Below are 22,012 nucleotides of genomic sequence, written 5' to 3'. Positions count from 1 at the left end.
TTCAGTCGTTGGCGACTGGTTTGCTCAGCATCGGATTGAAATTCAAGCATTCGCAGATCGAAGCGTGGACCAACGACTCTGAATCAGAGGCGTCAATGTCACGAACGAGTTCCTGGCTTCGATAGTGATCCAGCAACGGTGCGGTGCGGGCCTCGTAGATTCGGAAACGTTCTCGAATGAACTCTTCCGCATCGTCGGCGCGATTCCCTTCTTCGCCCCGTTTGCGAAGACGTTCAATGAGTACGTCTGCGGAAACCTGCAAGTGCAACACGTGGTCCAGCTTCAGAGAAGCGGCCATCAGTTGATCGTCGAATGCACTGGCTTGAACTTGAGTCCGCGGGAAACCATCGAGTAGGTAGCCCATTTGGCTGTCTGATTGAGCCAACCGCTCGGCAACCATCTGCAGCACGAATTCATCCGGAGCGAAGTGCCCTCGGTCAATTCGAACATGGATCTGCTCGCCACTCTCGGGCTCCAGAGCCCTCAGCATTCCGCCCGTGCCAATGTGTGGCACGTTCAGAGCTTTGCTAAGCAGTTCACATTGAGTGCCCTTGCCCGCACCAGGCGGACCGATGAAGACAATTCGCACAAAACTGCCAAATTCAAACGACGGGTGAAGTGCCGCCGCCGGCACCTTCCAGCAATCCTCGGTAGTTTCGCATGACCAAGTGGCTGTCGATCTTTTGCACCAAGTCGAATGCGACGCTGACAGCAATCAACAGACCCGTACCACCATAGAAACCGGCGATCGAGTAAGGAACACCCAGCGATCCGTAGACGATCGTTGGGACAATCGCGATCAGACCCAAGAAAGCAGCACCAACATAAGTGATTCGGACCATCACCTTTTCGAGGTAGTCCGTTGTACGGCGACCCGGTCGGTAACCGGGAATGAACGTTCCCGAATCACGCAGGTTGTCGCTCATTTCTTTCGGATTGAACGTGATGGCCGTCCAGAAGTAGCAGAAGAAGAAGATCAAACCGACGTACAGCAGGTTGAAGAAGTACGAGGTTTGATCGCTCATCGTTGAGCCGATCAAGTCAAATCCGCGGAACAACGAACTGTCGGTTGCGAACTGGCCGGCGAGGAAGCCGAACAAGACACCAGGAATCATCAACAGTGAGCTTGCGAAAATGATGGGCATCACGCCGGCTTGGTTGATTCGAAGCGGCAAGTGCTGACGAGTACCACCATAAACACGACGGCCACGGGTGAACTTGGCTGATTGAGTTGGGATCTTGCGTTGCCCCAGTGTGATGAACACCACACCGAAGACGACAACAACAAACAGCACGACGAGGATGATCAGTGTTTCAATCCCGACCTGGCCCTTGGCCAAACCAGTCAACTCGGTCTTCATGCCCAGGACGAGCTCGTATAATGCCTTTGGCATCTGAGCCAGAATGCCGGCCATGATCAGCAAACTGATCCCGTTGCCAATTCCGTATTCATCGATCTGCTCCCCGAGCCACATCAGGAACACGGTTCCCGTTGTCATCACCAACACGGCGACGATCTGCCAGCCAAAGAACAGTTGTTCGTTTGCATTCATGAAGTTCGGGTTGATGCTGCTTTGGCCATTGGAGCCAGCCATCAGCATGAACTTCAGGTACATGTAGCTCTGCACCAAGCAGATCACTACGGTCAAGTAACGTGTGTATTCGTTGAGCTTCTTCCGTCCCGCTTCGCCTTCCTTCTTCAGTTCTTCCAGCGGCTTGTAAACGCTCCCGAGCAACTGGAAAATGATCGATGCCGAGATGTACGGCATGATTCCGAGGCCGAAGATCGTCGCTTGACGCAGATCGCTGGCCGCGAAAACACTGACCTTTTCGAAGAAGTCAGCAGCACCGCCACCGGCGCCACTGTCCAGGTTCGTCGCGATCATCGGCAACGGGATGTGGAACCCGATCCGGTAAATGGCAAGCAATCCGATCGTAAGCATGACCTTCTTACGAAGCTCAGGGATCGAGAAAATGATTCGCAGCTTTTCAAACATCGATCCGTCCGTCGTCGATCGTGCAGGGTGAATTCGTGTCGTCTCACCAAGCAAGAATGGTGAGCACGCAATAAATGTTCTGGACTAGGCGTCGGCAAAGTACCATCGCCTAGGCAATCAAACTAGCAACCAAAGCCGATTCGCGGAAGAACGATTGCGACGAAGGATGATGAACAGCTGCCAGTTCAAAAAAAACAGGCCCGACGAAATCGCCAAGGCCCGTTGTTTTGTCGGTTGGGTGAAAAGTCATGACCGCGGGCGGTCAGCGGCTCAGCCGTCTACTTTTCGCTCTTGAGTGCTTCAACGCGCTCGTCAGGTGTACGTTTAGGAGCCAACTTCTCTGCCGTTCCGCCAGCTGCCGAGATTTTCTCTTCGGCCGACTTGCTGAAGCGGTGAGCCTGAATGGTGAGTTTTTTGGTCAACTCGCCATCGCCCAAAACCTTTAGTTCGTCAAAGTTGCCTTTGGCGAGGTTCTTGGCAGCGAGTGCTTCAAGCGTCACTGTTTCGCCTTCGTTGAAAGCGTCATTCAACTTGCCAACATTGACAGCGAAAATTGTCAAAGCCCAGCGGTTGTTGAAACCACGTTTTGGAACTCGACGGAACATTGGCATCGCACCGCCCTGGAAGTTGGGCTTGCGGCTGTAGCCGCTGCGGCTCTTGTGTCCCTTGTGCCCACGACCCGACGTTTTGCCGGTGCCGCTACCAGGACCACGACCGATGCGTTTTCGAGGGCGGTTTTTCGTGATACCGCGATGAACGTCGTTGAGTTGCATAGTAGTGATGGAAAGGCTGGGGGCCGGATGCTGAGCGCTGAGCGTCAGTCATGCTGCCCGAGTGTTAGATTGAGTGTCTTTGCCAATGGAATCCAAGGTTTGTCGCGGTGAAGCGTTGGGAACCAAGCAATGTCATTCCGGCGGATGAAAACCGCCGGGGAGATTAGGCTTCGATCAAATCGTCTGGGTTCAGACCACGCAGAGCAGCGATTTGCTCACGAGTTCGCAACTTGCTCATCGCGTCGAGGGTCGCTTTGACCAAGGTGACAGGGTTATTGGTCCCGTACGATTTGGTCAGAATGTCGTGGATTCCACATGCTTCGCAAACTGAACGAACAGCTTGGCCAGCGATGATACCCGTACCAGCACCGGCTGGAATCAGGACCACACGAGCAGCACCGTAGCGGCCCCAAACTTGGTGAGGAATGCTTCCTTCAACCAATGGAACGTGAATCATGCTGCGTGAAGCTTGCTTTTGTGCCTTTTGCACGCTTGGCGGAACTTCGTTCGCTTTGCCATAGCCCCAGCCAACCTGTCCGCTGCCGTTACCGACAACGACCATCGCAGCGAAGCTAAAACGGCGACCGCCTTTGACGACAGCCGCACAACGTTTGATCTTGACGACACGGTCCAGAAGACCGGCTTCCAAACCTTGCTCTTCGTTCTTGTTGTTGCGTTTGTTTCGTGCGTTGCTCATGGCGGACTATGTTGATTCGTTGCGATGAATGTCGCGGGATGGGAAAATTAAAACTGCAAGCCAGCTTCGCGAGCGGCGTCTGCGAATGCTTTGACTCGGCCGTGGTACTTGTTGTGACCACGATCGAGCTTGACGGTTTTAACACCCGCCTCAGCAGCTTTTTCTGCGACCAGCTTACCAACCAATGCAGCAGCGTCACAGTTGCCGCCGGCTTTCACTTGGTCGCGGACAGTTTTGTCACGCGTGCTCGCACTGAAAATGGTCTTGCCAGCTTGGTCGTCAACGACCTGGCAAGCAAAGTGCTTCAGCGTGCGCTGAATGCACAAACGCGGCTGGTCGGCACTGCCTCGCAACTTGTTGCGAACATGGCGCCGGCGTCGCAGGCGTTTGCTTTGGAGTTTTTTGTTCTTGTCCATAGTGACGACCCACGATGATCGTTGTGAACGGATGAAATGAATGGAAACGGCGAAGCAACGCTCCGCCAATTGCGACGGCAAACCTACTTGGTGGCCGACTTACCTGGTTTGATTTTGACTTGTTCGCCTTGGTATCGAATGCCTTTGCCCTTGTATGGCTCAGGTTTACGAAGCGAACGAATTTCTGCAGCGAATTGGCCAACGCTTTGTTTGTCGCAACCTTGAATCACAACGTGAGTCTGGTCGGGGCAAGTGACGGTCAAATCGGTTGGGATCTTGCGGTGCAGTTCGTTGGCATAACCAACGCGAAGCTGAAGCGTGTCACCACTGATCGATGCGAGGTAACCGACACCGACGATTTCCAACTTCTTTTCGTAACCGTCTTTCACGCCAACCATCATGTTCGCGATGATCGCACGAGTCAGGCCATGAAATTCGCGGGAGGGACGATCGTCACCATCACGTGAAATGATCACTTGGTTGGTATCGCTATCGACAGCGACCTTCACTTCAGGGCGATGCTTGAACGACAGTTTGCCCTTGGGACCTTCCACATCGATGTTGCGATCAGCAATGCTGACTTTCACACCGGCGGGGATCGCGACTGGCTTGTTACCAATGCGGCTCATGGCTGATTACAAATGTACGGGGGAATTTAAATGGTTTGGCAAATGGGGGCGTCAGCGACGGTCGATCACGACACTTCGCAGAGGACTTCGCCGCCAATTTTGTCGCGGCGTGCTTCGCGATCGCTGATCACACCTTTGCTGGTGCTGATGATTCGGATTCCCAAACCGCCCAACACAGGCTTGAGTTCTTTGCTGCGGCTGTACAAACGACGGCCTGGCTTGCTGATTCGGCGAATCGACTGGATCACTCGTTCTCCGTTGGGACCGTATTTCAGTTCCAAACGAAGGTAGCCGACTGGTTCTTCTTCCAGCTTCTCTTCCTTCCAGTCCCAAATGAATCCTTCTCGTTTGAGAACATCCGCCAAACCACGTTTTACGCGGCTGGCAGGGATGTCAACGAACGGACGCTCGACGCGTACGGCGTTGCGGATTCGGGTGAGCATGTCGGCAATGGGGTCGGTCATCATGGCTGTGGTTTCCCTTTAATTATCCAAGCTCACCAGCTGCTCTTACGAACGCCAGGGATCAATCCCGCATTGGCATTCTCACGGAAGCAAATCCGGCACAAGCCGAACTTGCGATACACCGAACGAGGACGACCGCAAAACTTGCAACGGTTTTCTTTTCGAGTTGAAAATTTAGGCGTGCGAAGCGCCTTGGCGACCTTGGATTTGCTTGCCACGAAAGGACCTGCGGTGTACGGATCGGGGAGCGTCTCAAGCGAGAGACATGTGACGAATTGAAATATAACGATTGGTTGGTTCCGGGAGGGGAACCGAATCAGGCCGCGCCGGCCTGCTCTTTTTCTTTGGGTTGCTTGAACGGCATGCCGAACAATCGCAACAACTCACGTGCTTCGTCGTCGGTCTTGGCCGAGGTCACAAAGCTGATGTTCATCCCTTGAGGACGAACGAATTTGTCTGGGTTCAGTTCTGGGAAAACCAGTTGCTCGTTCAGTCCTAGTGTGTAGTTGCCGTTGCCATCGAAGGCTTTTCGGCTGATACCGCGAAAGTCACGGACACGAGGAAGAACGACCGAGACCAAACGGTCCAGGAACTCGAACATGCGTTGGCGACGCATGGTCACCATGCAGCCGATTGGCATTCCTTCACGCAGGCGGAAGCCGGCGATCGATTTACGAGCGATGGTGGTGACAGGCTTTTGGCCAGTGATCTGGGTCATCGAATCGATGGCCAAGTCAAGGACCTTCTTGTCGCCAACCGCAGCACCAACGCCCATGTTCATGCTGATCTTCAGCAGACGCGGCACTTGGTGCACGTTTTTGTAGCCGTATGTTTCTGTCAAAGCGGCACGAACGGATTCGTCGTATCGCTGTTGCATTCGTGGAATGTTGCTGGACATGTTAGGCACTGAGCCGCCGAGGAAAAAACGGCCAATAGGGTAAGGTTTGTGTGGTGGTGGTCGTCAATCAGCTGGATGCTTTGGAAGCCTTGGCTGGAGCGATTTGACCAAGGCTGTCGCCGCTGGCCTTCGCGAAACGCTCTTTGCTTCCGTCGTCCAGGAAACGAACACCGATGCGGGTCGGTTTGCCGGTCGATGGATCGACCAACATCACGTTGCTCGCACTCATGGGCATCTCTTTGTTCAAGCGACCGCCCTGTGGGTTCTTTTGGCTTTGACGCACGTGCTTCCACACGCGAGCGGCGCCTTCAACGACAACCTTGTCTTTGTCGCGATCGACTTTCAGGATTTTGCCACGGTGACCTTTGTCAGCTCCGGCAATCACTATGACTTCATCGTCAACGCGAAATTTCATGGTAGTAACTTTGATCGGTAATTTGTTTTCAAATGGTTTTGGTGACGGACGCTCAGCAACTTGGCTGGGCGAACGAATCAGACCACTTCGTTGGCCAGGCTGACAATTTTCATGAAGTTGTTTTCACGCAGCTCTCGTGCAACGGCACCAAAGATACGAGTTCCGCGTGGGTTACGGTCTTTGTCGACCAAAACCACTGCGTTGGAATCGAACCGGATGTAGCTTCCGTCTGGACGACGGGTGGGCTGCTTCACGCGAACGATCACGGCACGCACAACGGCCTTCTTCTTCACTTCGCTGCCTGGAATCACACTCTTGACGCTGCATACGATCACGTCGCCAACGGTGGCGAAACGACGCCGACTGCCGCCGAGCACCTTGATGCACATGACTTCTCGAGCACCGGTGTTGTCGGCGACATCGAGGCGGGATTCTTGTTGGATCATATCTGTTTACTTCAACGACAAAAACGTTGGACGATTGTGTGGAGGAGGTTGCGATTAAGCGTCCGAGGCGGTCGATTCTGCTTCGGGTTCACCAGCGTGAGCTGCAGCCAAGCCTTCGGCTTCGGCGTTCTTGCGAGCAGCACGCAACGCAACAACGTCGACCGCGGTGCTTTTTTCAAGCACGCGAACCAAACGCCAGCGTTTCAGTTTGCTCAATGGTTCCGACTCAATGATTTCGACCTTGTCGCCCACACCCGAATCATTGTTCTCGTCGTGAACGTGACACACCGTGCGGCGGCGAATGTACTTCTTGTATTTTGGATGCTTGACCAAACGAGCGATCTCGACGCGACGCGTCTTGCTCATTTTGTCGCTGGTCACAATTCCGGCTACGACGCGTTTGGGCATGGTGCTAGTTGGACGTGCAGTGAATGAATGGGTGAGGTAGTGGCGTCAACTATGCTTGCGGTTGAGCAAGTTGACGTTCGGTTTGGATCGTCTTAACACGAGCGATCGTTTTTCGGTTTTTCTTGATTTCGCTGGGCGTGTTCAAACGCTCGGACTGAGATTGGAAACGCAAGCGAAACAGGGTTTCGGCGGCTTCCTTCGCAGTCGCGTCGAGCTGTTCGTCGCTCATTTCGCGAAGTTCGGTCAGTTTGGTCATCGAATTAGACAAAGGTCAAAGGGGATGAATTGTTCAAAGGCCAGAATGCTTTGGGTTGCGAACCGTTTGACTTCGTAACCCCGATCAACGGAACAATCGATGTTTCGATCATTCACGTTGCTCATGTATGGTGAAGTCTCTCGGACAACCCTTCTCATCGACCCGCCAATCTGTCGGACCGCAAAGCGATCACGCTGAGCGGCGTTCAACAAATCGGACTTTGACCGGCATCTTGCTCGCCAGACGTGCAAAGCACACCTTGGCTTGTTGTTCGGTCACGCCACTGAGTTCGTATAAAATGGTTCCCGGCTTAACAACCGCGGCCCAAAAGTCAGGCTCCCCTTTACCTTTACCCATCCGTGTTTCCAGCGGTGTGCTAGTCACAGACTTGTCGGGAAAGATTCGGATATAGAGCTTGCCTTGGCCGCGAACGTATTGCTGGGCAGCGATCCGTCCGGCTTCGATCGTCGTAGCTTTGATCCAGCCAGCATCCAGTGATTGGATACCGTAGTCACCAAAGACGACCGTATTGCCGCGAGTCGCGTTACCTTTTATACGACCTCTTTGGCTTTTTCGATGCTTGACCCGTTTGGGCATCAGCGCCATCGTTGTCGTCTCCGTAAGTACCTTGGTTAATCCACACTTGAATCCCGATGTGCCCCTGTGGCGTCATCGCTTCGGTGAATCCGTAATCAATCTTGGCTTGTAGCGTGCTCAATGGAATCGAGCCAGCACTTTGCTTTTCGCGACGGGCCATTTCGGCACCGCCCAGTCGACCGGCCATTTGGATTTTGATGCCCTTTGCACCAGCGTCCATCGTCTGTTCGAGCATTCGTTTCATTGTGCGGCGGAAGCTGGATCGCTTTGCCAATTGCTGCGAGATGTCCTCAGCAACCAATTGAGCTTGCAATTCAGGGCGTCCAACTTCTTCCACTTTCAGGTTGATGCGACGTCCAACCAGGTTCTGCAGTTCGGCTTGCAGGATCTCAATTTCCTGTCCCTTCTTGCCGATGATCAAACCTGGGCGAGCAACGTAAAGCATCACCCGAACTTCATCGCGAGTACGTTCGATCTCGATACGATCGATTCCCGCGCTCTTGTATTGTGACTTCTTGGGGTGCTTGGTGATGAATTCGCGAATCTTGCGATCTTCCACCAGCAGGTCCGCAAAATCCTGCTTCGAGGCATACCAACGACTTCCCCAACCACGGGTGACGCCGGTACGAAACGCAATCGGATTGACTTTTTGACCCATGGGAGAGTGCTGAGTGCTGAAGGCAGGGAGTTAAATAAACGGTGTTGTGTTTGGTGTCGTTTGGATGCTTGAGGATTCCCTCAGGCGATCATCAACTAAACATTTTCGATATGTGTCAGGCCCACACGAATGTGGCTGGAGCGTTTTTTGATCATGAACGCCATGCCACGAGCACGAGGCTGAATGCGTTTGAACATGGGGCCGCCGTCGACACGAACGTCGGTGATGACCAGTTCTTCGATGCGATGGCTGCGTCCGCTGTTCTGATCTGGGTCCTGTGCGTTTCCGACAGCACTTTTGATCACCTTCTCAAGCATACGAGCACCACGTTGGGGCTGATACTTCAGGGTGTCCAATGCTTCGTCGGCAAACATGCCACGAACCAAATCGGCAACCAGACGCACCTTTTGGGCGCTGATGCGGGCGTTCTTATGATATGCGTTGAATTGAGACATGTCTGTCGCTAAATCGTTTGACTCGTGAAATTCACCAACCGTGTGGTGGGACGCTAGTGATTAGCGTTTGCCCTTGCCGCCGTGACCCTTGAAGGTCCGCGTGGGAGCAAACTCACCGAGTTTGTGACCCACCATGTCTTCGGTCACCAACACTTTGATGTGCTGGCGTCCGTTGTGAACCATGAACGTGACGTTCACGAATTCTGGAACGATCGTGCAAGATCGTGCCCATGTCTTGATCGGTTCTTTCGAGCCTGTTTCGGCTGCCTTCTGAACTTTGAAAAAGACTTTCGGGTCAACAAAGGGACCCTTCTTACTGCTTCGACTCATGATTTTTTACCGGAGTTGCCGCTGAAAGGGTGGCCTACTTGTGGAGTTTCAACTGACCGTAGCGACGACTCTTGCGTCGGCGAACGATCGACGAGTTGCTTGGTTTACGTTTTTGACGGGTACGGCCGCCCTTTGCACTCTTGCCCGATGGGCTGACTGGGTGACGTCCACCTTTGGTTCGACCTTCACCACCACCGTGCGGGTGATCGATCGGGTTCATGGCAGTACCGCGAACGTGAGGTCGACGACCGAGCCAACGTGAGCGACCCGCTTTGCCAAGAACAACGTTCATGTGATCGCTGTTGCCGACTTGTCCAATGGTTGCTCGGCAAGCACTTGGCACTCGACGAACTTCACCGGAAGGAAGCAACAACTGAGCCCAGTCTGCTTCGCGGGCTTGAAGTGTTGCTTGTGTGCCAGCTGAGCGGCACATCACAGCACCGCGGCCAGCACGCATTTCAATGCAGCAAACCGAGGTTCCCAACGGAATGTTTTTCAGTGGAAGGCAGTTGCCAACAACTGGAGGTGCTTCTGGTCCGTTTTGTAGTTTGTCGCCCGCGGCAACTCCCGAAGGAGCAATGACGTAATGCTTTTCGCCGTCGGGGTACTTCAGCAATGCGATGCGTGCGGTGCGGTTCGGGTCGTACTGAACCGAGTCGACCGTTGCAACGAGACCGTCTTTGACGCGACGGAAGTCAATGACGCGATATTTTTGCTTGTGTCCGCCACCACGGTGACGCGAAGTGATTTTGCCCTGGTTGTTCCGTCCGCCGGTTTTGGTCTTTGGACGCAGCAAGGAACGTTCTGGCGTGTAGCCAGGCGTCAGTTCCTTGAAGTCGCTGACCGACGCGTTGCGTCGGCCGGCGCTGGTCGGCTTGTAGATTCGGATGCCCATGAGTATCGCTTTATCTTGCGAGCTGTTTCTGTGCGGAAAAGTATTTGGTTGAGATTGATGTTCGAGCGTTGGTGAACCTGCGGCTCGTCACAGTGTCTTAGAAGAAGTCGATCCGATGATCTTCGTGCAGCGAGACAATCGCCTTCTTCCAATCGCTGGTTCGTCCAATCTTGTACTTGAACCGGCGAGCTTTCCCTTTGCGGGTTTGGGTGCGGACTTTGAGGACCTTGACGTCGAACAAATGTTCAACAGCCTTTTTGACGTCCAGTTTGGTGGCGTCGCGGTGAATTTGGAACGCGTATTGGTTGTTCCGTGTCGCGCGGTGCACGCCTTTTTCGGTCACGAGTGGTTTCAGCAAGACCTGGTGGGGTTCCAGTTCGATCTTGCGTTCAACAGGTTTGGGTGGTTGGATCGCAGACATATCAGGCCGCTGCCTCCGCTTCGTTGGTGTTCTGAGTGGAACCGGCGAATGTGCCGTCTTTGACTCGGTCCAGTGCTTCTTGGGTGAAGAGCACTCGTTTCGGAGTCAGCAGAGTCAGTGCGTTCAGTTGGCGAACGGGTTCAACCGTCACGCCGCTGATGTTGCGACCGCTCTTGTAGATGATTTGGTCGTCACCGGCGGTCGCGATCAGCGTGGTTGTGTCGGCCAGTCCGAGGTTCTTCAGGATCTGGGCGATTTGGCTGGTCTTTGGTGCGTCCAGCTTCAGTTCGTTGATGACTACGATTTCGCCATCGTCGATGCGTGATCGGATCGCCATGCGAGTGGCGGTCTTGATCGCCTTCTTTGGCAGTCGGTAGCTGTAGTCGCGAGGTTTGACCGTTCGTGCAACGCCACCACCACGGCGAACATTGGTTCGCTTGGAGCCGGCACGAGCGTTGCCCGTGCCTTTTTGGCGATACATTTTTTTGTTCGTACCGCTGACTTGGCCGCGGGTTCGTGTGTTGTGCGAACCTTGGCGTTTATTGGCTTGGTACATGACCACCACGTCGTGCAGCAATTGTTTGCTGACTCGGTTGGCGATTTGTTCGGTGTCGATCTCGTACTGGCCGACTTCTTTGCCGGATGCGTCGAGGATAGGTAGGTTTGCCATGATTGTATTCCTCAGCCGACTTTGTTGGTTTGACGAATCGAGACAAAGCCGCCGTTAGGTCCAGGAACCGCACCGCGAATCATCAGCAGGTTGTTTTCTGCGTCGACGCGAACGACTTCAAGGTTGCGGGTGGTGACTTTGGCGTTGCCGTACTGGCCAGCCATTCGCTTGCCTTTGAACGTGCGGCTCGGCGATGCACTCATCCCGGTACCACCGGCGTGACGGTGACACTTCTTGACACCGTGGGTGGCACGTTGTCCAGCGAAGTTGTGTCGTTTCATGACACCCGCGAATCCGCGGCCTTTGCTGTTTCCGGTGACATCAACCTTTTTGACATCGTTGAACTGTTCAACGGTAAGGGTGTCGCCGACGTTTGCTTCGGATGGTCCGCGGAATTCGCGAACGAATCGCTGTGGTTCACAATCTGCTTTGGTCGGGGCTTCGATACCAGCGGCAGAACGCTTCTTGGAGCGTTTGCTCTCGATGGTGGCAACCTGGCCACGCTCACTGCGTTTTGCCAAGCGGCGTGGCTTGTCTTCGAAACCCATTTGAACAGCTTCGTAGCCGTCGCGATCTTTGCTGCGTACTTGCAGCACGTGGCAAGGGCCAGCTTGCACGACCGTGACGGGAACAGCGGTTCCGTCTTCCAGGAAGATCTGAGTCATCCCGATTTTACGGCCAAGGATAGATGGTGACATAACAGTTCCTGCTCGCGGTCAGCGAGCGATGTGCGATTCGATAGGAGTTCCGAGACTTTCGTGACGATCGGCTCAGGTGGTCGGCGGACGCCGAGCCCAAGTGATTTCGTCGCGACTTCCGTCCATGCGGAAAACCGTGACCAATTCGTGTGTGTGATGGGGTTAACTTGAGTCGGTCCCCTCTGAGGTGGCTTGTCGCCGTGGGGTCCGATCTTGTTCTGACTGGGAGGCCGTTTGAAGACTGATGTTGCCGGCGAAGTGATTCGCGTCAGCTCAATCAGTGAGGGCTCTTTGTCAGTTGAATGCCGGGGTTGCGGAGTGCGATTGTCGACCGATCAGCGGGCGGACGCCTTGATCTTGATATCGACACCAGCCGGCAGGCTTAGCTTGTTGAGTGCTTCGATCGTCTTGGCGGATGCCTGAACGATGTCCACCAAACGCTTGTGCGTTCGGATTTCATATTGTTGACGAGCCTTCTTGTTGACGAAGGGGCTCGACAGGACCGTGTATCGCTCGATTCGGGTTGGCAAAGGGATGGGGCCATGCACAATGCTGGCTGTCGCTTTGACTGTGTCGACAATGTCGCGGGCACTCTGGTCCAGCACGGCATGGTCGTACGCTTCCATTCGAATGCGGATGACTTCGCTGGGGCCGGTTGACACTGCTTACTTCCAAGTCGGGAACGAGAAACGAGTCCATTCCTCACGGCAACTTTGCTGTGGGGAGGCGAGAATGTACGGTTGGCGTCTTTGAGCGTCAACGGCTTTTGAACAATTGATTAAAAAAAGCCGTTGATTTTGCCGGGATTGACCTTGGCATTGGTGAGCGAAGGTTCAATTCGTGCTAGGAAGCCTGAGAACGTCTCCGTGAAGCACTCTGTCTTTGGAGAATTGGATTCGCCAAGGCAATGGTCATCGACGCGATTGATCGTGGCCTTGAGTCGGTGTTGGTTGGCTTGTTTTGATTCGTCGAGGCAGGTTGGGTTGAGCGGGCTGTTTTGGTTTTTGTTCTTGGATTGTTTTGTGCGTGTAGGTGTTCGTTTGGTGGGTTCTGTGGAAGAGGGTTCGGCTTCGCTCTCGAGTGGAGTCAAAGCGGGGGATTTGGGAAGGCAGTCGGTGCCCGCGCCGGTTGGTTTGTCCGCGAATCGGTGTGCTTGGTGGTTTCGTTTGCTGATGATCACGGGTGCGTTGGTCGGCGGAGGGTTGCTGGGTGTGGCTCGTTCTTTGTCGCCGGCTTCAGCGGGATTGGGGACGCATCAGCAGTTGGGTTTGCCGCCGTGTTCGATGCGGATGTTGTTTGGGATTCGGTGTCCAGCGTGTGGGATGACGACTTCTTGGAGTTGGTTGACTCGTGGTGATTTGGTTGCTTCTGCCCAGGCGAGTTTTGCTGGGATGCTGCTGGGGTTATTTGTTTTGGCGTTGGTGGTCGTTGCCGTGAGGGTGGCGTGGTTCGGCCGGAGTTCGTCGGGCAAAGCGAACTGGTGGATGGGGTTCGGTGTCGTGTTCATCGGTGTTCTCAGCGCGGCCGAATGGCTGGTTCGATTGCAGTTCGATTGAAATTTCGGGCCAAAAGTTTGATTCCCCCTACACGAATGTGGCGGGTGCGTGTGAGAATGCGGCTCGGGCCGGTCTCGAAGGGGCTGGCCGATTTCGTTTGTTTCCTGGCAATTTTCACCTCGGCGTCAAAATGAGTGACACCTTTAATCCCGACACGCCCAACATCGACGCACCTGCAATTGATTCGCCCACGACGGATCCTGAGCCAGCGGAATTCGAAGTGAAGATGGCCTCGCGGGTCGACCGTTTGCCGCCTTATATGTTCGGCCGCATCAACAATTTGCTGTATCAGAAGCGGCGTGCCGGGGACGATGTGATTGATCTGGGGATGGGGAATCCATCGGATCCGCCGGATCCAGTGGTTGTTCAAAAGCTGAATGACGCCGCTGCTGACATTGGCAATCACGGTTACAGCAAGTCGAACGGGATCACGAACCTGCGTCGCGAAGTCGCCAGCAAATATCACCGCAAATATGGCGTGCGTTTGGATCCTGAGGGCGAGATCATCGCTTGCTTGGGAAGCAAAGAGGGGTTCTCGCATATGTGTTTGGCTCTGATGGGGCCCGGCGACACGGCGATCATTCCTTCGCCCTACTTCCCGGTTCATATGTACGGAGTGATTTTGGCGTCTGGCAACGTGGTCGCGCTGGATGTCGCAGATCCGGACAAGTTCCTGAGCAATGTGGCTTACACCTGCGAGAATTTGACGCCTCGTCCGAAGGTTTTGATCGTTAATTACCCGCACAATCCATCGTCGGCTGTGATCGAGGCGGACTTCTTTGTCGAGGTGGTTCGTTTGGCCAAGAAGTATGGCCTGATGGTGATTCACGACTTTGCTTACGCCGATGTCGCCTTTGATGGCTATGTTCCGCCGAGCTTCCTGTCAGCTCCCGGTGCCAAGGATGTGGGTGTCGAGTTCACGACGATGAGCAAGGGGTACAACATGGCCGGTTGGCGTGTTGGATTCTGTGCCGGAAACGCGGATATGGTTCGCGGTTTGGGCACGATCAAGGGCTACTACGACTACGGCATGTTCCAGGCAATTCAAATTGCCGCGATCGTCGCGCTTCGCGAAACGGAAGCGACCGTTTTGAAGCAGTCGGAGGTCTACCAGGGCCGGCGTGATGTGTTGGTAAGCGGTCTGCGTCGATTGGGTTGGAATGTCAATCCGCCGAAGGCTGGGATGTTTGTTTGGGCGGAGGTGCCAGAGCCTTGGAAGAGCCAGATGAGCACGATGGATTTCGCCATGATGTTGCTTGAAGAAGGCAATGTCGCGGTCAGTCCGGGGAGCGGTTTTGGTGCTGCGGGTGAGGGTTATTTGCGGATGTCGTTGGTTGAGAACGAGCATCGGCTGCGGCAAGCGGTTCGTCAAATCGGCAAGTGTTTGGCATCCAAGGAAGCTGATCTGGGGTCGGTTGCTTCTTCAGCGACTTAGTCGTTCGTGTCTTTGAGTTTGTTCTGGTGGGAGGTCAGCCTGTTTGGTTGGCTTTTCCGTGGCTGTGATTGGTTCTTGAGGTGACATCGAGATGCGTTTGGGTTTGGCTCTGAGAGCGTTTTGGCGGGCAATGTTTGATCCTCGGGTCGCCGAGCGAGTGGCGTTGGCGCTCGATGGAACTGATCCGGTCACGCCGAATTCAGTCACTTTTTCGCCCGTAATTGCGGAGCAGAAGCCGGCGGAGCCGGTCAAGCCGAAGTCGCTGCAGAGCGACGCGGTCACGCTGCTGGCCGCGCTTCAGCGGGACGCTCGTTTGGTGGATTTGATCCACGAGGATTTGGATCAGTACGGCGACGACCAGGTTGGTGCCGCGGCCCGGCCCTGTTTGAAGCAGTGTCGTCAAACGCTGGATCGATTGTTGGTGATCAAGCCATTGGTTGAAGCGGCTGAGGGGCAATCGATTCCGGTCGACGCGGCCGCGTCTTCGGCTCGGGTGCGCTGGGTGGGCGAGTCTGCTGGGGCAACGGAGGGCAAGGTTGTGCACGCCGGTTGGCAGGCTTCGCAGGTCCAATTGCCAGCTTGGTCAGGGAGTGAAGGTGACGCGATGGTCATCGCCCCGACGCAGGTCCAGGCTTCGTGATTGACTAGGTGTTCTTCGTGCGGGAGGCGTTCCTAGTACTGGAAGCTATCGGCGTCTTCTTTGGGTGCCGCTTGGTAGCCGTAGGGTTCCATGCTGCTTCCGGCTCGGCCTTGGCTAAGGCTGCGAACCGCTCCTGAGTAGCCGAACATTTCTTTCAGTGGAGCGTGAGCTGTGATCACGGTCATGGCCCCGCGGCTTTCGGTCGACGCAATGATCGCGCGGCGTTGTTGAAGGTCGCCCACGATCTCGCCCATGTAGTCTTCCGGTGTGGTGACCTCGACTCGCATGACGGGTTCGAGGAGCACGGGGCCGGCGGCTTGCAGGCCGCTTTCGAATGCATCGCCAGCGGCAATTCGGAATGCGACTTCATCGCTGCCTTCTTCAGCCATTTCCGCGTCCAGGACATCGATTCGGACGCCGGATAGCGGGAATCCGGCGATCATGCCGCCGCCTTCCGCTCGGTCGCGAAGTTCGTCGATGGCCGCACTTCGGATCGCATTGGGGAGGCCGGCATCAGGCGAAAGTCGGTCGAACACAACGACGGGGTCAGACGGGTTTTCGGTTGGGCTGATCTTCACTTTCAGCCGAGCAAACATCTGCGTCGAGCCAACCACGCGGTTGCATTGGCCGACCAGTTCGGCGTTGCCGCCGATGGTTTCGCGGTAGTTCACGCGAGGCTTGTAGAACTTGACGTTCAGTCCAAAGTCGCGAGTCAGGCGGTGCTGGATGACTTCGAGGTGCAGTTCGCCCATGCCGCTGATGATCGTCTGGCCGATCTCTTCGTTGTCGACCGCCCGGAACGTCGGGTCTTGGCGGCGGAGCATGTCGAGGGTTTCTTCCAGCTTCTTTCGGTCTGCCGTGCTTTCTGGTTCGATCGCCATCGAGAGCACTGTTTCGGCGAATTTGATGCTGGGCAGTTCGATCGCTTCTTTAGTGTCGCAAACCGTGTCGCCGGTGATGGCGAATCGCGGTCCGATCACGCAGCAGATATCGCCGGCGCCGACGGAATCGACTTGCCCGTCGCGTTCCTTTTTCGAGGCGTGGATTTGCCAAATTTGGGCGACATTCTCCTTTTTGTCTCGGTTGGGGCACTGCACGCGAGAGTTTTGTTTTAGCTCGCCGCTGTAGATCCGGATCCAATAATTGTCGCCCGTTTTCGCGGGCAAAATCTTGAAAACGAGGCCGCAGAATGGCTCTTTCGGGTCTGGGTTTCGGGAGAGTGTTTTGTCGGGTTTCTTTGGGTCGTGGCCTTCGACCGCTGGGCGATCCAGCGGGCTGGGGAGAAAGTTTCCGACGCCGGTCATCAGTGGCTGCACGCCGATTCCGTGGAGAGCGGAGCCGCAGAAGACGGGTTGGATGGTGCGGTCGAGGCAGCCTTTTCGCAGAGCTGCCAGGATCACATCGCGAGGGATTTCCTTGTCTTCCATCGCCAGTGTCATTGCGTCTTCGCTGATCTCGTAGACCGCTTCCAGCATCTGCTCTCGCCAGATCGCGGCGTCGTCGGCCAGTTCCTCCGGTAGATCGGTCTCGGTGACTTGCTTGCCTTCCGTTTCTGGGTCGAATTGCAAGAGTTTCATGTTGACCAGGTCAATCACGCCGCGGAACGGGTTGTCGACGTGCGCGGGGCCTTCACCGACCGGAAGTTCGACCGCGACTGGTCGGCCGCCCAGTCGAGGTCCGATGTCGTTGAAGACGGTCTCGAAGCTTGCGCCTTCGCGATCCATCTTGTTGATGAACACGATACGAGGGACCTCATAGCGATCAGCTTGTCGCCACACGGTTTCGCTTTGGGCCTCGACGCCTTCGCGTGCGGAGAACACCACGACCGCTCCGTCGAGGACTCGGAGGCAGCGTTCGACTTCGGCGGTGAAGTCAACGTGGCCGGGGGTGTCCAGCAGGTTGATGTTGTAGTCGCCCCAGCCGTACTTCACACAGGCGCTGAAGATCGTGATGCCGCGTTCTTGTTCTTCGGGGTCATCGTCGGTGTCGGTGGTGCCGTGGTCGACTCGTCCAACTCGGTGTTTTGCGCCGCTGAGGTAGAGCATTCGCTCGGTGACGGTGGTTTTGCCAGCGTCGATGTGGGCGATGATCCCGATGTTGCGAATCTTGGATATGTCGGCGGCCATGGCGGGTCGGTGCGTTGGGAAGCGTTTTGGGGCGGGTGCGCAAAGAAAAATCGCGATCCGGCAGAACCGAATCGCGACCAATTGTGAACGTTAGAGGGCATCGCGCGTAGCGGCTGAAAATCAATTCAGTCGTTCGCGGCGGATCACCATGCGAAGTGAGCGAATGCCTTGTTGGCGTCAGCCATGCGGTGCGTGTTTTCGCGTTTGGTGTAGGCGGCGCCTTCCTTCTTGAAGCCAGCCAGCAATTCGTCGGCCAGTTTCAAGGCCATTGGGCGGCCCTTTTTGTCGCGAACGGCAGCCAGGATCCAGCGGATCGCGAGACTTTGTTGGCGAGCTTTGTTGACCTGCATTGGGACTTGGTAGCTAGCACCACCGACTCGCTTGCTGCGAACTTCGATGTATGGCTTGATGTTTTCCAAGGCCGCTTCGAAGACTTCGATAGGAGTCTCTTCACCTTCGTGGCGTTTGCCGATCTCTTCCAGGGCATCGTAGAAGACTCGCTGTGCGGTGGTCTTCTTTCCGTCCAGCATCAAGCAGTTGATGAATTTGCTAGCCAGCAACGAGTGGTGCCGCGGGTCGCCGATGAGTTGCGAGCGGCTGGAAGTGATGCGTCCCATGAATGTCTGATCGAGCTACGAAGGGAAGTGAATGATTTGGAAACGACAGATGCCGAGAAGTGAAGGGCTGGGCCTTACTTCTTGGCTCCGTAACGGCTGCGGGATTGCTTGCGGCCGTCAACACCCAATGCGTCGCGTGAACCGCGGACAACTTGGTATCGAACACCGGGCAAATCGCGAACACGACCACCGCGAACGAGTACGATCGAGTGCTCTTGCAGGTTGTGGCCTTCGCCGGGGATGTAAACGGTGACTTCTTTGCCGTTGCTCAATCGAACCCGGGTGATCTTCCGCAAAGCCGAGTTTGGCTTCTTGGGGGTCATGGTCCGGACTTGCAGGCAAACACCCTGTTTTTGAGGGCATTTCTCGAGAACCGGCGACTTGCTCTGGCTCTTTTTCTGCTTCCGGTTTTTACGGACGAGTTGATTGATCGTTGGCATGAAAACAATGCAATTGGACGGTGATGTGTCGCGGCACGCAACTTGGGCCGAGATTTTTGCAAGCGGCGAAGTATGGCGGCTAAGCCATTCCTGTCAAGGCCGAATTGCGGGTGAAATGCATTCGGTTGGCATTCCGGGGCGTTTGCAACCACTCCCCAGTCCCGAGGCCGACGACAAAGTTTCGCGAAATGCGTCGCTTCTGAAAGATCTCTTTTCGTCTGGCTGCGAAATGTTCCCCAGTTTTCTTCGTCGTGGCAATCCGATTTCACATGGAAAGCAGCAAGGTTGCCGGACGATTGCTCTACTGTGGTTCCCTCTTTTTTCTCACTCATCTTGCACCGCGTCGCCGGAATATTCGCCGCGTGAAACAATCTCACGAAACTCATTCGTCTCCTTCGTGGCCGGTTTCGATCGGTACTCCAGTTTGGTCCTGCGATGGTTGGGCTGGCGTGGTCTATCCGTCCAAAACGCCGCGAAAGGACTGGCTTGCGTGGTACACACGGACTTTCAACACCGTCGAGGGAAACAGCACGTTTTATGCGGTTCCCGGTGAGTCCACGTTCCGCGGATGGGCTGAGCAAGCCGCCGACGGGTTCGAGTTTTGCTTCAAATTTCCGAAGCAGGTTTCGCACGACAGCATGCTCCAGCACTGCGACGACGAGGTGCGAGAGTTTCTGGCTCGGTTGCGAGTGATTGCGAAAGCCGACCGTTTGGGCCCGACGTTTTTGCAGCTCGGGCCGAACTTTGGTCCCGATCGATTGCCCGTGCTGGCCCGGTTTCTTCGCCGTTTGCCACGTGAGTTGCCTTGGGCAGTTGAGTTGCGGCATCACGATTGGTTCGACTCCGCGGACAACGAAGCTCGCGTGAACGATCTGCTGCGAGACCTTCAGATCGACAAGGTCACGTTTGATAGCCGCCCTCTGTTTCAATCACCGCCTGAAGATGCGATTGAAGAAAAGTCGCAGGCGAGGAAGCCGCGAACGCCAGTCCGACAAACGGTCACGGCCCAGCGGCCAATATTGCGAATCGTGGGACGCAATCGGGTCGAGCTTGCCGATACATTCTTGGATCAGTGGTTGCCGATCTTGATTGGTTGGCTGGAGACGGGTTTGCGACCGATCGTGTTCACGCACACGCCTGATGATCGCTTGGCACCGCAGTTTGCCGAATTGTTGCTAGCGAAATTGGCCGGTGCCATGCCGGGTGTGGACTTCACCCTGCCTCGCCCTCCACAATCTCCCGAACAATTGTCGTTGCTGGATTGAATCGATCCGTACGACGTCTCCCCAACTGGCTTCTCCCCGCAGGCTTTTCCCATGCAACATTTGGATGTTCGAATTCACGACAATGTGGCAACTATCTTGATTGACCGGCCGGAAAAGCATGGTGCTCTCAGTCCCGGATTGTTGTTTGATCTCAACGAAGCTCTCGGCGATGTGCACCAAGAAAAACGAGCACGGGCGGTCGTTCTGTCATCGCGAGGCGATCATTTTTGCTCGGGAGTCGACCTGCAAGTTTTTCAGCAGATCGCAGATTTGCCTGAATCGGAACGGATGCAGCAATGGTTCGAATATTGGCGAGCGGTTTCGGAAACCTGCGAGAAGATGCTGCGATTCCCCAAGCCGATCATCGCCGCCGTCGATGGATCGGCGATCGGAGCCGGTTTCGCTTTGATGCTGGCGTCGGATTTGTGCGTGGCCAGCAAACGAGCGACCTTTGCCGCCGATGCGGCGCGTCGTGGTTTGGTCGGAGGCGTGACGACCGCGTTGCTTTCATTTCGGATTGGTGCGGCCTCGGCTGCCAGGCTGACTTTGGCGGGAGAGACCATCGACGCGGATGAGGCCCAGCGTTTGAACCTGCTGTGCCAATCGCCGGTGACTTCCGACCAAGTTTGGGTGGTGGCAAGCGAATGGGCGGCTCGGTGCAGTGAAGGTCCCGCCGAAGCGGTGCAAGCGTCCAAACGATTGCTGAACGAAAGCGTCGGCGAAGCGTTGCTGACTCAGATTTCAGCAGCGGCGGCCGACAGTGCCTCGGCTTGCACGACCGAATCGGCCGCCGAGGGTGTTTCCGCGTTCCTTGAAAAACGCAAGCCGAGCTGGCCGTAGCTGATGTCTTTCGAAGCGTACGCTGGGCTTCCAAGCCCGGCGAAATCGTCTCTTCCGTCGGGCTTGGAAGCCTTTTTATACCCCACATCTCGAAACACCAAAGATTAGTGTCCGATCAGAGTGGATTAGTGTTCCACCAGAGCGGTCAAGGGAACACTAATCGCCGCTAATCAAACACTAATGATTCCTCGGCAAGGGATGTTTGGTCTTAAACCGCTTGTATTCCCAACGCAAGCGGCTCTCAAAAGATGTGGGGTACAAAAAGGCTTGGAAGCCCAACGTACAAATTCAGCGTGCAAGCTACGAACGTTTGCGGTAGCAGACTCGGTAGACCGGGATGCCCATCTTGCGGCTGCGGCGTTCAAAGTGGGTGTGGAAGTCCAAGTCATGCGTGGATTCTCGCTGCGTTTCCGGCAATGGCACACCCAGTTCCGGTGCGATTTCCGCGATCAATTCCACGGTCAGTTCAAAGTAATCCAGCACATCGGTCCAGAAGTGCAATCGCCCGCCGACGCGAAGGCAGCGGCTGAAGTTGAGAATGTTGTCATGGCTGAGAACGCGGCGTTTGCGATGTCGTTTTTTCCACCAGGGATCCGGGAAATAGACGTGCACTCCATCGAGTGATCCATCTTCGATTCGTTTGCCTTCGTCGGTGACCGCGAACAGCGGCGTTGCGTCGCCCGCCAGCATTTTCGCGTTGGCTCGTTCGCGTTTGGCCAGTCTCGCGGCAGCGTGAGCGGCGTATTTGCGAGCGATTTCGATCCCGAAGTAATTGTGTTCGGGGCGACGATCGGATTCGGTTTGAATGAACAAACCCTTGCCGCTGCCGACCTCAATTTCTAGCGGCTGGTCGTTGCCGAACAGCGTTTGGCTGTTGATTGTCGCCGGTAAATCCTCGGGCGTTTTCAGCCAAGAATCCAGGTCCAATGCGGGGTTGGGTTTTCGGAGGGCGGCGCGAGGCATGCAAAGA

At 55.4% G+C, this 22,012-nt stretch carries 31 protein-coding genes; 5 read left to right on the top strand and 26 right to left on the bottom strand.

Going from position 1 to position 22,012, the window contains the following annotated elements; translation table 11 throughout:
• Position 1: 1 nt before the first annotated feature.
• The 22 genes from CEE69_RS09915 to rpsJ all read right to left on the bottom strand — a co-directional run bounded on the left by CEE69_RS09915 (position 2) and on the right by rpsJ (position 12,785).
• Positions 2 to 589 (bottom strand): adenylate kinase family protein, encoded by a 588-nt coding sequence (locus tag CEE69_RS09915; protein ID WP_099260722.1) that lies wholly within the window; start codon positions 587 to 589, stop codon positions 2 to 4.
• A 13-nt stretch (positions 590 to 602) separates the two neighbouring features.
• Positions 603 to 1,997: a preprotein translocase subunit SecY gene (gene secY, locus CEE69_RS09910; protein ID WP_099260528.1), complete on the bottom strand. Its 1,395-nt coding sequence runs from the start codon at positions 1,995 to 1,997 to the stop codon at positions 603 to 605.
• 278 nt (positions 1,998 to 2,275) lie between these two features.
• On the bottom strand, positions 2,276 to 2,770 hold the full coding sequence (gene rplO, locus CEE69_RS09900) for a 50S ribosomal protein L15 (protein ID WP_099260527.1): 495 nt from the start codon (positions 2,768 to 2,770) through the stop codon (positions 2,276 to 2,278).
• Between the two features lie 163 nt (positions 2,771 to 2,933).
• The gene (rpsE, locus tag CEE69_RS09895; protein ID WP_099260526.1) at positions 2,934 to 3,467 is read right to left on the bottom strand and encodes a 30S ribosomal protein S5; all 534 of its coding nucleotides are present in this window, start codon (positions 3,465 to 3,467) and stop codon (positions 2,934 to 2,936) included.
• 47 nt (positions 3,468 to 3,514) lie between these two features.
• Positions 3,515 to 3,883: a 50S ribosomal protein L18 gene (gene rplR, locus CEE69_RS09890; protein ID WP_099260721.1), complete on the bottom strand. Its 369-nt coding sequence runs from the start codon at positions 3,881 to 3,883 to the stop codon at positions 3,515 to 3,517.
• An 83-nt stretch (positions 3,884 to 3,966) separates the two neighbouring features.
• On the bottom strand, positions 3,967 to 4,512 hold the full coding sequence (rplF, locus tag CEE69_RS09885; protein WP_099260525.1) for a 50S ribosomal protein L6: 546 nt from the start codon (positions 4,510 to 4,512) through the stop codon (positions 3,967 to 3,969).
• A gap of 65 nt (positions 4,513 to 4,577) precedes the next feature.
• Positions 4,578 to 4,979 (bottom strand): 30S ribosomal protein S8, encoded by a 402-nt coding sequence (gene rpsH / locus CEE69_RS09880; RefSeq protein ID WP_007326810.1) that lies wholly within the window; start codon positions 4,977 to 4,979, stop codon positions 4,578 to 4,580.
• Positions 4,980 to 5,008: 29 nt separating this feature from the next.
• Positions 5,009 to 5,194 carry a type Z 30S ribosomal protein S14 gene (locus CEE69_RS09875; protein WP_007326809.1) on the bottom strand — a complete coding sequence of 62 codons (186 nt, stop codon included), beginning with the start codon at positions 5,192 to 5,194 and terminating at the stop codon, positions 5,009 to 5,011.
• 98 nt (positions 5,195 to 5,292) lie between these two features.
• Positions 5,293 to 5,874, bottom strand: coding sequence for a 50S ribosomal protein L5 (gene rplE / locus CEE69_RS09870; protein WP_099260524.1), 582 nt, complete (start codon positions 5,872 to 5,874; stop codon positions 5,293 to 5,295).
• Positions 5,875 to 5,941: 67 nt separating this feature from the next.
• Positions 5,942 to 6,289 carry a 50S ribosomal protein L24 gene (gene rplX / locus CEE69_RS09865; protein WP_099260523.1) on the bottom strand — a complete coding sequence of 116 codons (348 nt, stop codon included), beginning with the start codon at positions 6,287 to 6,289 and terminating at the stop codon, positions 5,942 to 5,944.
• Positions 6,290 to 6,366: 77 nt separating this feature from the next.
• Positions 6,367 to 6,735 (bottom strand): 50S ribosomal protein L14, encoded by a 369-nt coding sequence (gene rplN, locus CEE69_RS09860; protein WP_007326806.1) that lies wholly within the window; start codon positions 6,733 to 6,735, stop codon positions 6,367 to 6,369.
• A 54-nt stretch (positions 6,736 to 6,789) separates the two neighbouring features.
• Positions 6,790 to 7,143 (bottom strand): 30S ribosomal protein S17, encoded by a 354-nt coding sequence (gene rpsQ / locus CEE69_RS09855; protein ID WP_099260522.1) that lies wholly within the window; start codon positions 7,141 to 7,143, stop codon positions 6,790 to 6,792.
• Positions 7,144 to 7,192: 49 nt separating this feature from the next.
• Positions 7,193 to 7,399, bottom strand: coding sequence for a 50S ribosomal protein L29 (gene rpmC / locus CEE69_RS09850; RefSeq protein ID WP_007326804.1), 207 nt, complete (start codon positions 7,397 to 7,399; stop codon positions 7,193 to 7,195).
• 189 nt (positions 7,400 to 7,588) lie between these two features.
• Positions 7,589 to 7,996, bottom strand: a complete 408-nt coding sequence (rplP, locus tag CEE69_RS09840; RefSeq protein WP_261340135.1) for a 50S ribosomal protein L16 — start codon at positions 7,994 to 7,996, stop codon at positions 7,589 to 7,591.
• Positions 7,944 to 8,654 (bottom strand): 30S ribosomal protein S3, encoded by a 711-nt coding sequence (gene rpsC, locus CEE69_RS09835; RefSeq protein ID WP_007326802.1) that lies wholly within the window; start codon positions 8,652 to 8,654, stop codon positions 7,944 to 7,946. The genes rplP and rpsC overlap by 53 nt, the downstream gene beginning before the upstream one ends.
• A 95-nt stretch (positions 8,655 to 8,749) precedes the next feature.
• Positions 8,750 to 9,109, bottom strand: coding sequence for a 50S ribosomal protein L22 (gene rplV / locus CEE69_RS09830; RefSeq protein ID WP_011121604.1), 360 nt, complete (start codon positions 9,107 to 9,109; stop codon positions 8,750 to 8,752).
• A gap of 60 nt (positions 9,110 to 9,169) precedes the next feature.
• Positions 9,170 to 9,439, bottom strand: coding sequence for a 30S ribosomal protein S19 (rpsS, locus tag CEE69_RS09825; RefSeq protein ID WP_007326800.1), 270 nt, complete (start codon positions 9,437 to 9,439; stop codon positions 9,170 to 9,172).
• 34 nt (positions 9,440 to 9,473) lie between these two features.
• Positions 9,474 to 10,334 (bottom strand): 50S ribosomal protein L2, encoded by an 861-nt coding sequence (gene rplB, locus CEE69_RS09820; RefSeq protein WP_099260520.1) that lies wholly within the window; start codon positions 10,332 to 10,334, stop codon positions 9,474 to 9,476.
• A gap of 97 nt (positions 10,335 to 10,431) precedes the next feature.
• Complete coding sequence (gene rplW / locus CEE69_RS09815) at positions 10,432 to 10,755, bottom strand: 50S ribosomal protein L23 (RefSeq protein WP_008661866.1); 324 nt, start codon at positions 10,753 to 10,755, stop codon at positions 10,432 to 10,434.
• Position 10,756: 1 nt separating this feature from the next.
• Positions 10,757 to 11,425 (bottom strand): 50S ribosomal protein L4, encoded by a 669-nt coding sequence (rplD, locus tag CEE69_RS09810; RefSeq protein ID WP_099260519.1) that lies wholly within the window; start codon positions 11,423 to 11,425, stop codon positions 10,757 to 10,759.
• Positions 11,426 to 11,436: 11 nt separating this feature from the next.
• Complete coding sequence (gene rplC / locus CEE69_RS09805) at positions 11,437 to 12,123, bottom strand: 50S ribosomal protein L3 (RefSeq protein ID WP_099260518.1); 687 nt, start codon at positions 12,121 to 12,123, stop codon at positions 11,437 to 11,439.
• A gap of 335 nt (positions 12,124 to 12,458) precedes the next feature.
• On the bottom strand, positions 12,459 to 12,785 hold the full coding sequence (gene rpsJ / locus CEE69_RS09800; protein ID WP_007326795.1) for a 30S ribosomal protein S10: 327 nt from the start codon (positions 12,783 to 12,785) through the stop codon (positions 12,459 to 12,461).
• 360 nt (positions 12,786 to 13,145) lie between these two features.
• Here rpsJ and CEE69_RS33125 point away from each other — a divergent pair, with 360 nt between their 5' ends.
• From CEE69_RS33125 to CEE69_RS09780, 3 genes are all read left to right on the top strand, one after another.
• A complete protein-coding gene (locus tag CEE69_RS33125) occupies positions 13,146 to 13,679 on the top strand; it encodes a DUF2752 domain-containing protein (protein ID WP_233215094.1) in 534 nt (177 codons plus the stop codon).
• Between the two features lie 130 nt (positions 13,680 to 13,809).
• A complete protein-coding gene (locus CEE69_RS09785) occupies positions 13,810 to 15,114 on the top strand; it encodes an aminotransferase class I/II-fold pyridoxal phosphate-dependent enzyme (RefSeq protein WP_099260719.1) in 1,305 nt (434 codons plus the stop codon).
• Between the two features lie 91 nt (positions 15,115 to 15,205).
• Positions 15,206 to 15,754: a DUF2760 domain-containing protein gene (locus CEE69_RS09780; protein WP_099260516.1), complete on the top strand. Its 549-nt coding sequence runs from the start codon at positions 15,206 to 15,208 to the stop codon at positions 15,752 to 15,754.
• A 32-nt stretch (positions 15,755 to 15,786) separates the two neighbouring features.
• Here the strand turns inward: CEE69_RS09780 and fusA are convergent, their stop codons facing one another.
• The 3 genes from fusA to rpsL all read right to left on the bottom strand — a co-directional run bounded on the left by fusA (position 15,787) and on the right by rpsL (position 18,937).
• Complete coding sequence (gene fusA, locus CEE69_RS09775) at positions 15,787 to 17,961, bottom strand: elongation factor G (RefSeq protein ID WP_099260515.1); 2,175 nt, start codon at positions 17,959 to 17,961, stop codon at positions 15,787 to 15,789.
• A gap of 62 nt (positions 17,962 to 18,023) precedes the next feature.
• Complete coding sequence (gene rpsG / locus CEE69_RS09770) at positions 18,024 to 18,497, bottom strand: 30S ribosomal protein S7 (protein WP_007326864.1); 474 nt, start codon at positions 18,495 to 18,497, stop codon at positions 18,024 to 18,026.
• Between the two features lie 74 nt (positions 18,498 to 18,571).
• A complete protein-coding gene (gene rpsL / locus CEE69_RS09765) occupies positions 18,572 to 18,937 on the bottom strand; it encodes a 30S ribosomal protein S12 (protein WP_007326865.1) in 366 nt (121 codons plus the stop codon).
• Positions 18,938 to 19,299: 362 nt separating this feature from the next.
• On the opposite strand from rpsL, the gene CEE69_RS09755 reads away from it, so the two are divergent.
• Positions 19,300 to 20,202, top strand: coding sequence for a DUF72 domain-containing protein (locus CEE69_RS09755; protein ID WP_233215092.1), 903 nt, complete (start codon positions 19,300 to 19,302; stop codon positions 20,200 to 20,202).
• Between the two features lie 51 nt (positions 20,203 to 20,253).
• Positions 20,254 to 21,042, top strand: coding sequence for an enoyl-CoA hydratase/isomerase family protein (locus tag CEE69_RS09750; RefSeq protein ID WP_099260513.1), 789 nt, complete (start codon positions 20,254 to 20,256; stop codon positions 21,040 to 21,042).
• Positions 21,043 to 21,342: 300 nt separating this feature from the next.
• Here the strand turns inward: CEE69_RS09750 and trmB are convergent, their stop codons facing one another.
• Positions 21,343 to 22,005, bottom strand: a complete 663-nt coding sequence (gene trmB / locus CEE69_RS09740; RefSeq protein ID WP_007334207.1) for a tRNA (guanosine(46)-N7)-methyltransferase TrmB — start codon at positions 22,003 to 22,005, stop codon at positions 21,343 to 21,345.
• Positions 22,006 to 22,012 lie beyond the last annotated feature (7 nt).

This window comes from Rhodopirellula bahusiensis, from assembly GCF_002727185.1.
Classification (GTDB): domain Bacteria; phylum Planctomycetota; class Planctomycetia; order Pirellulales; family Pirellulaceae; genus Rhodopirellula; species Rhodopirellula bahusiensis.
The sequence above is the reverse complement of the archived record's forward strand: the minus strand, read 5'-3'. Positions and strand labels throughout refer to the sequence as shown.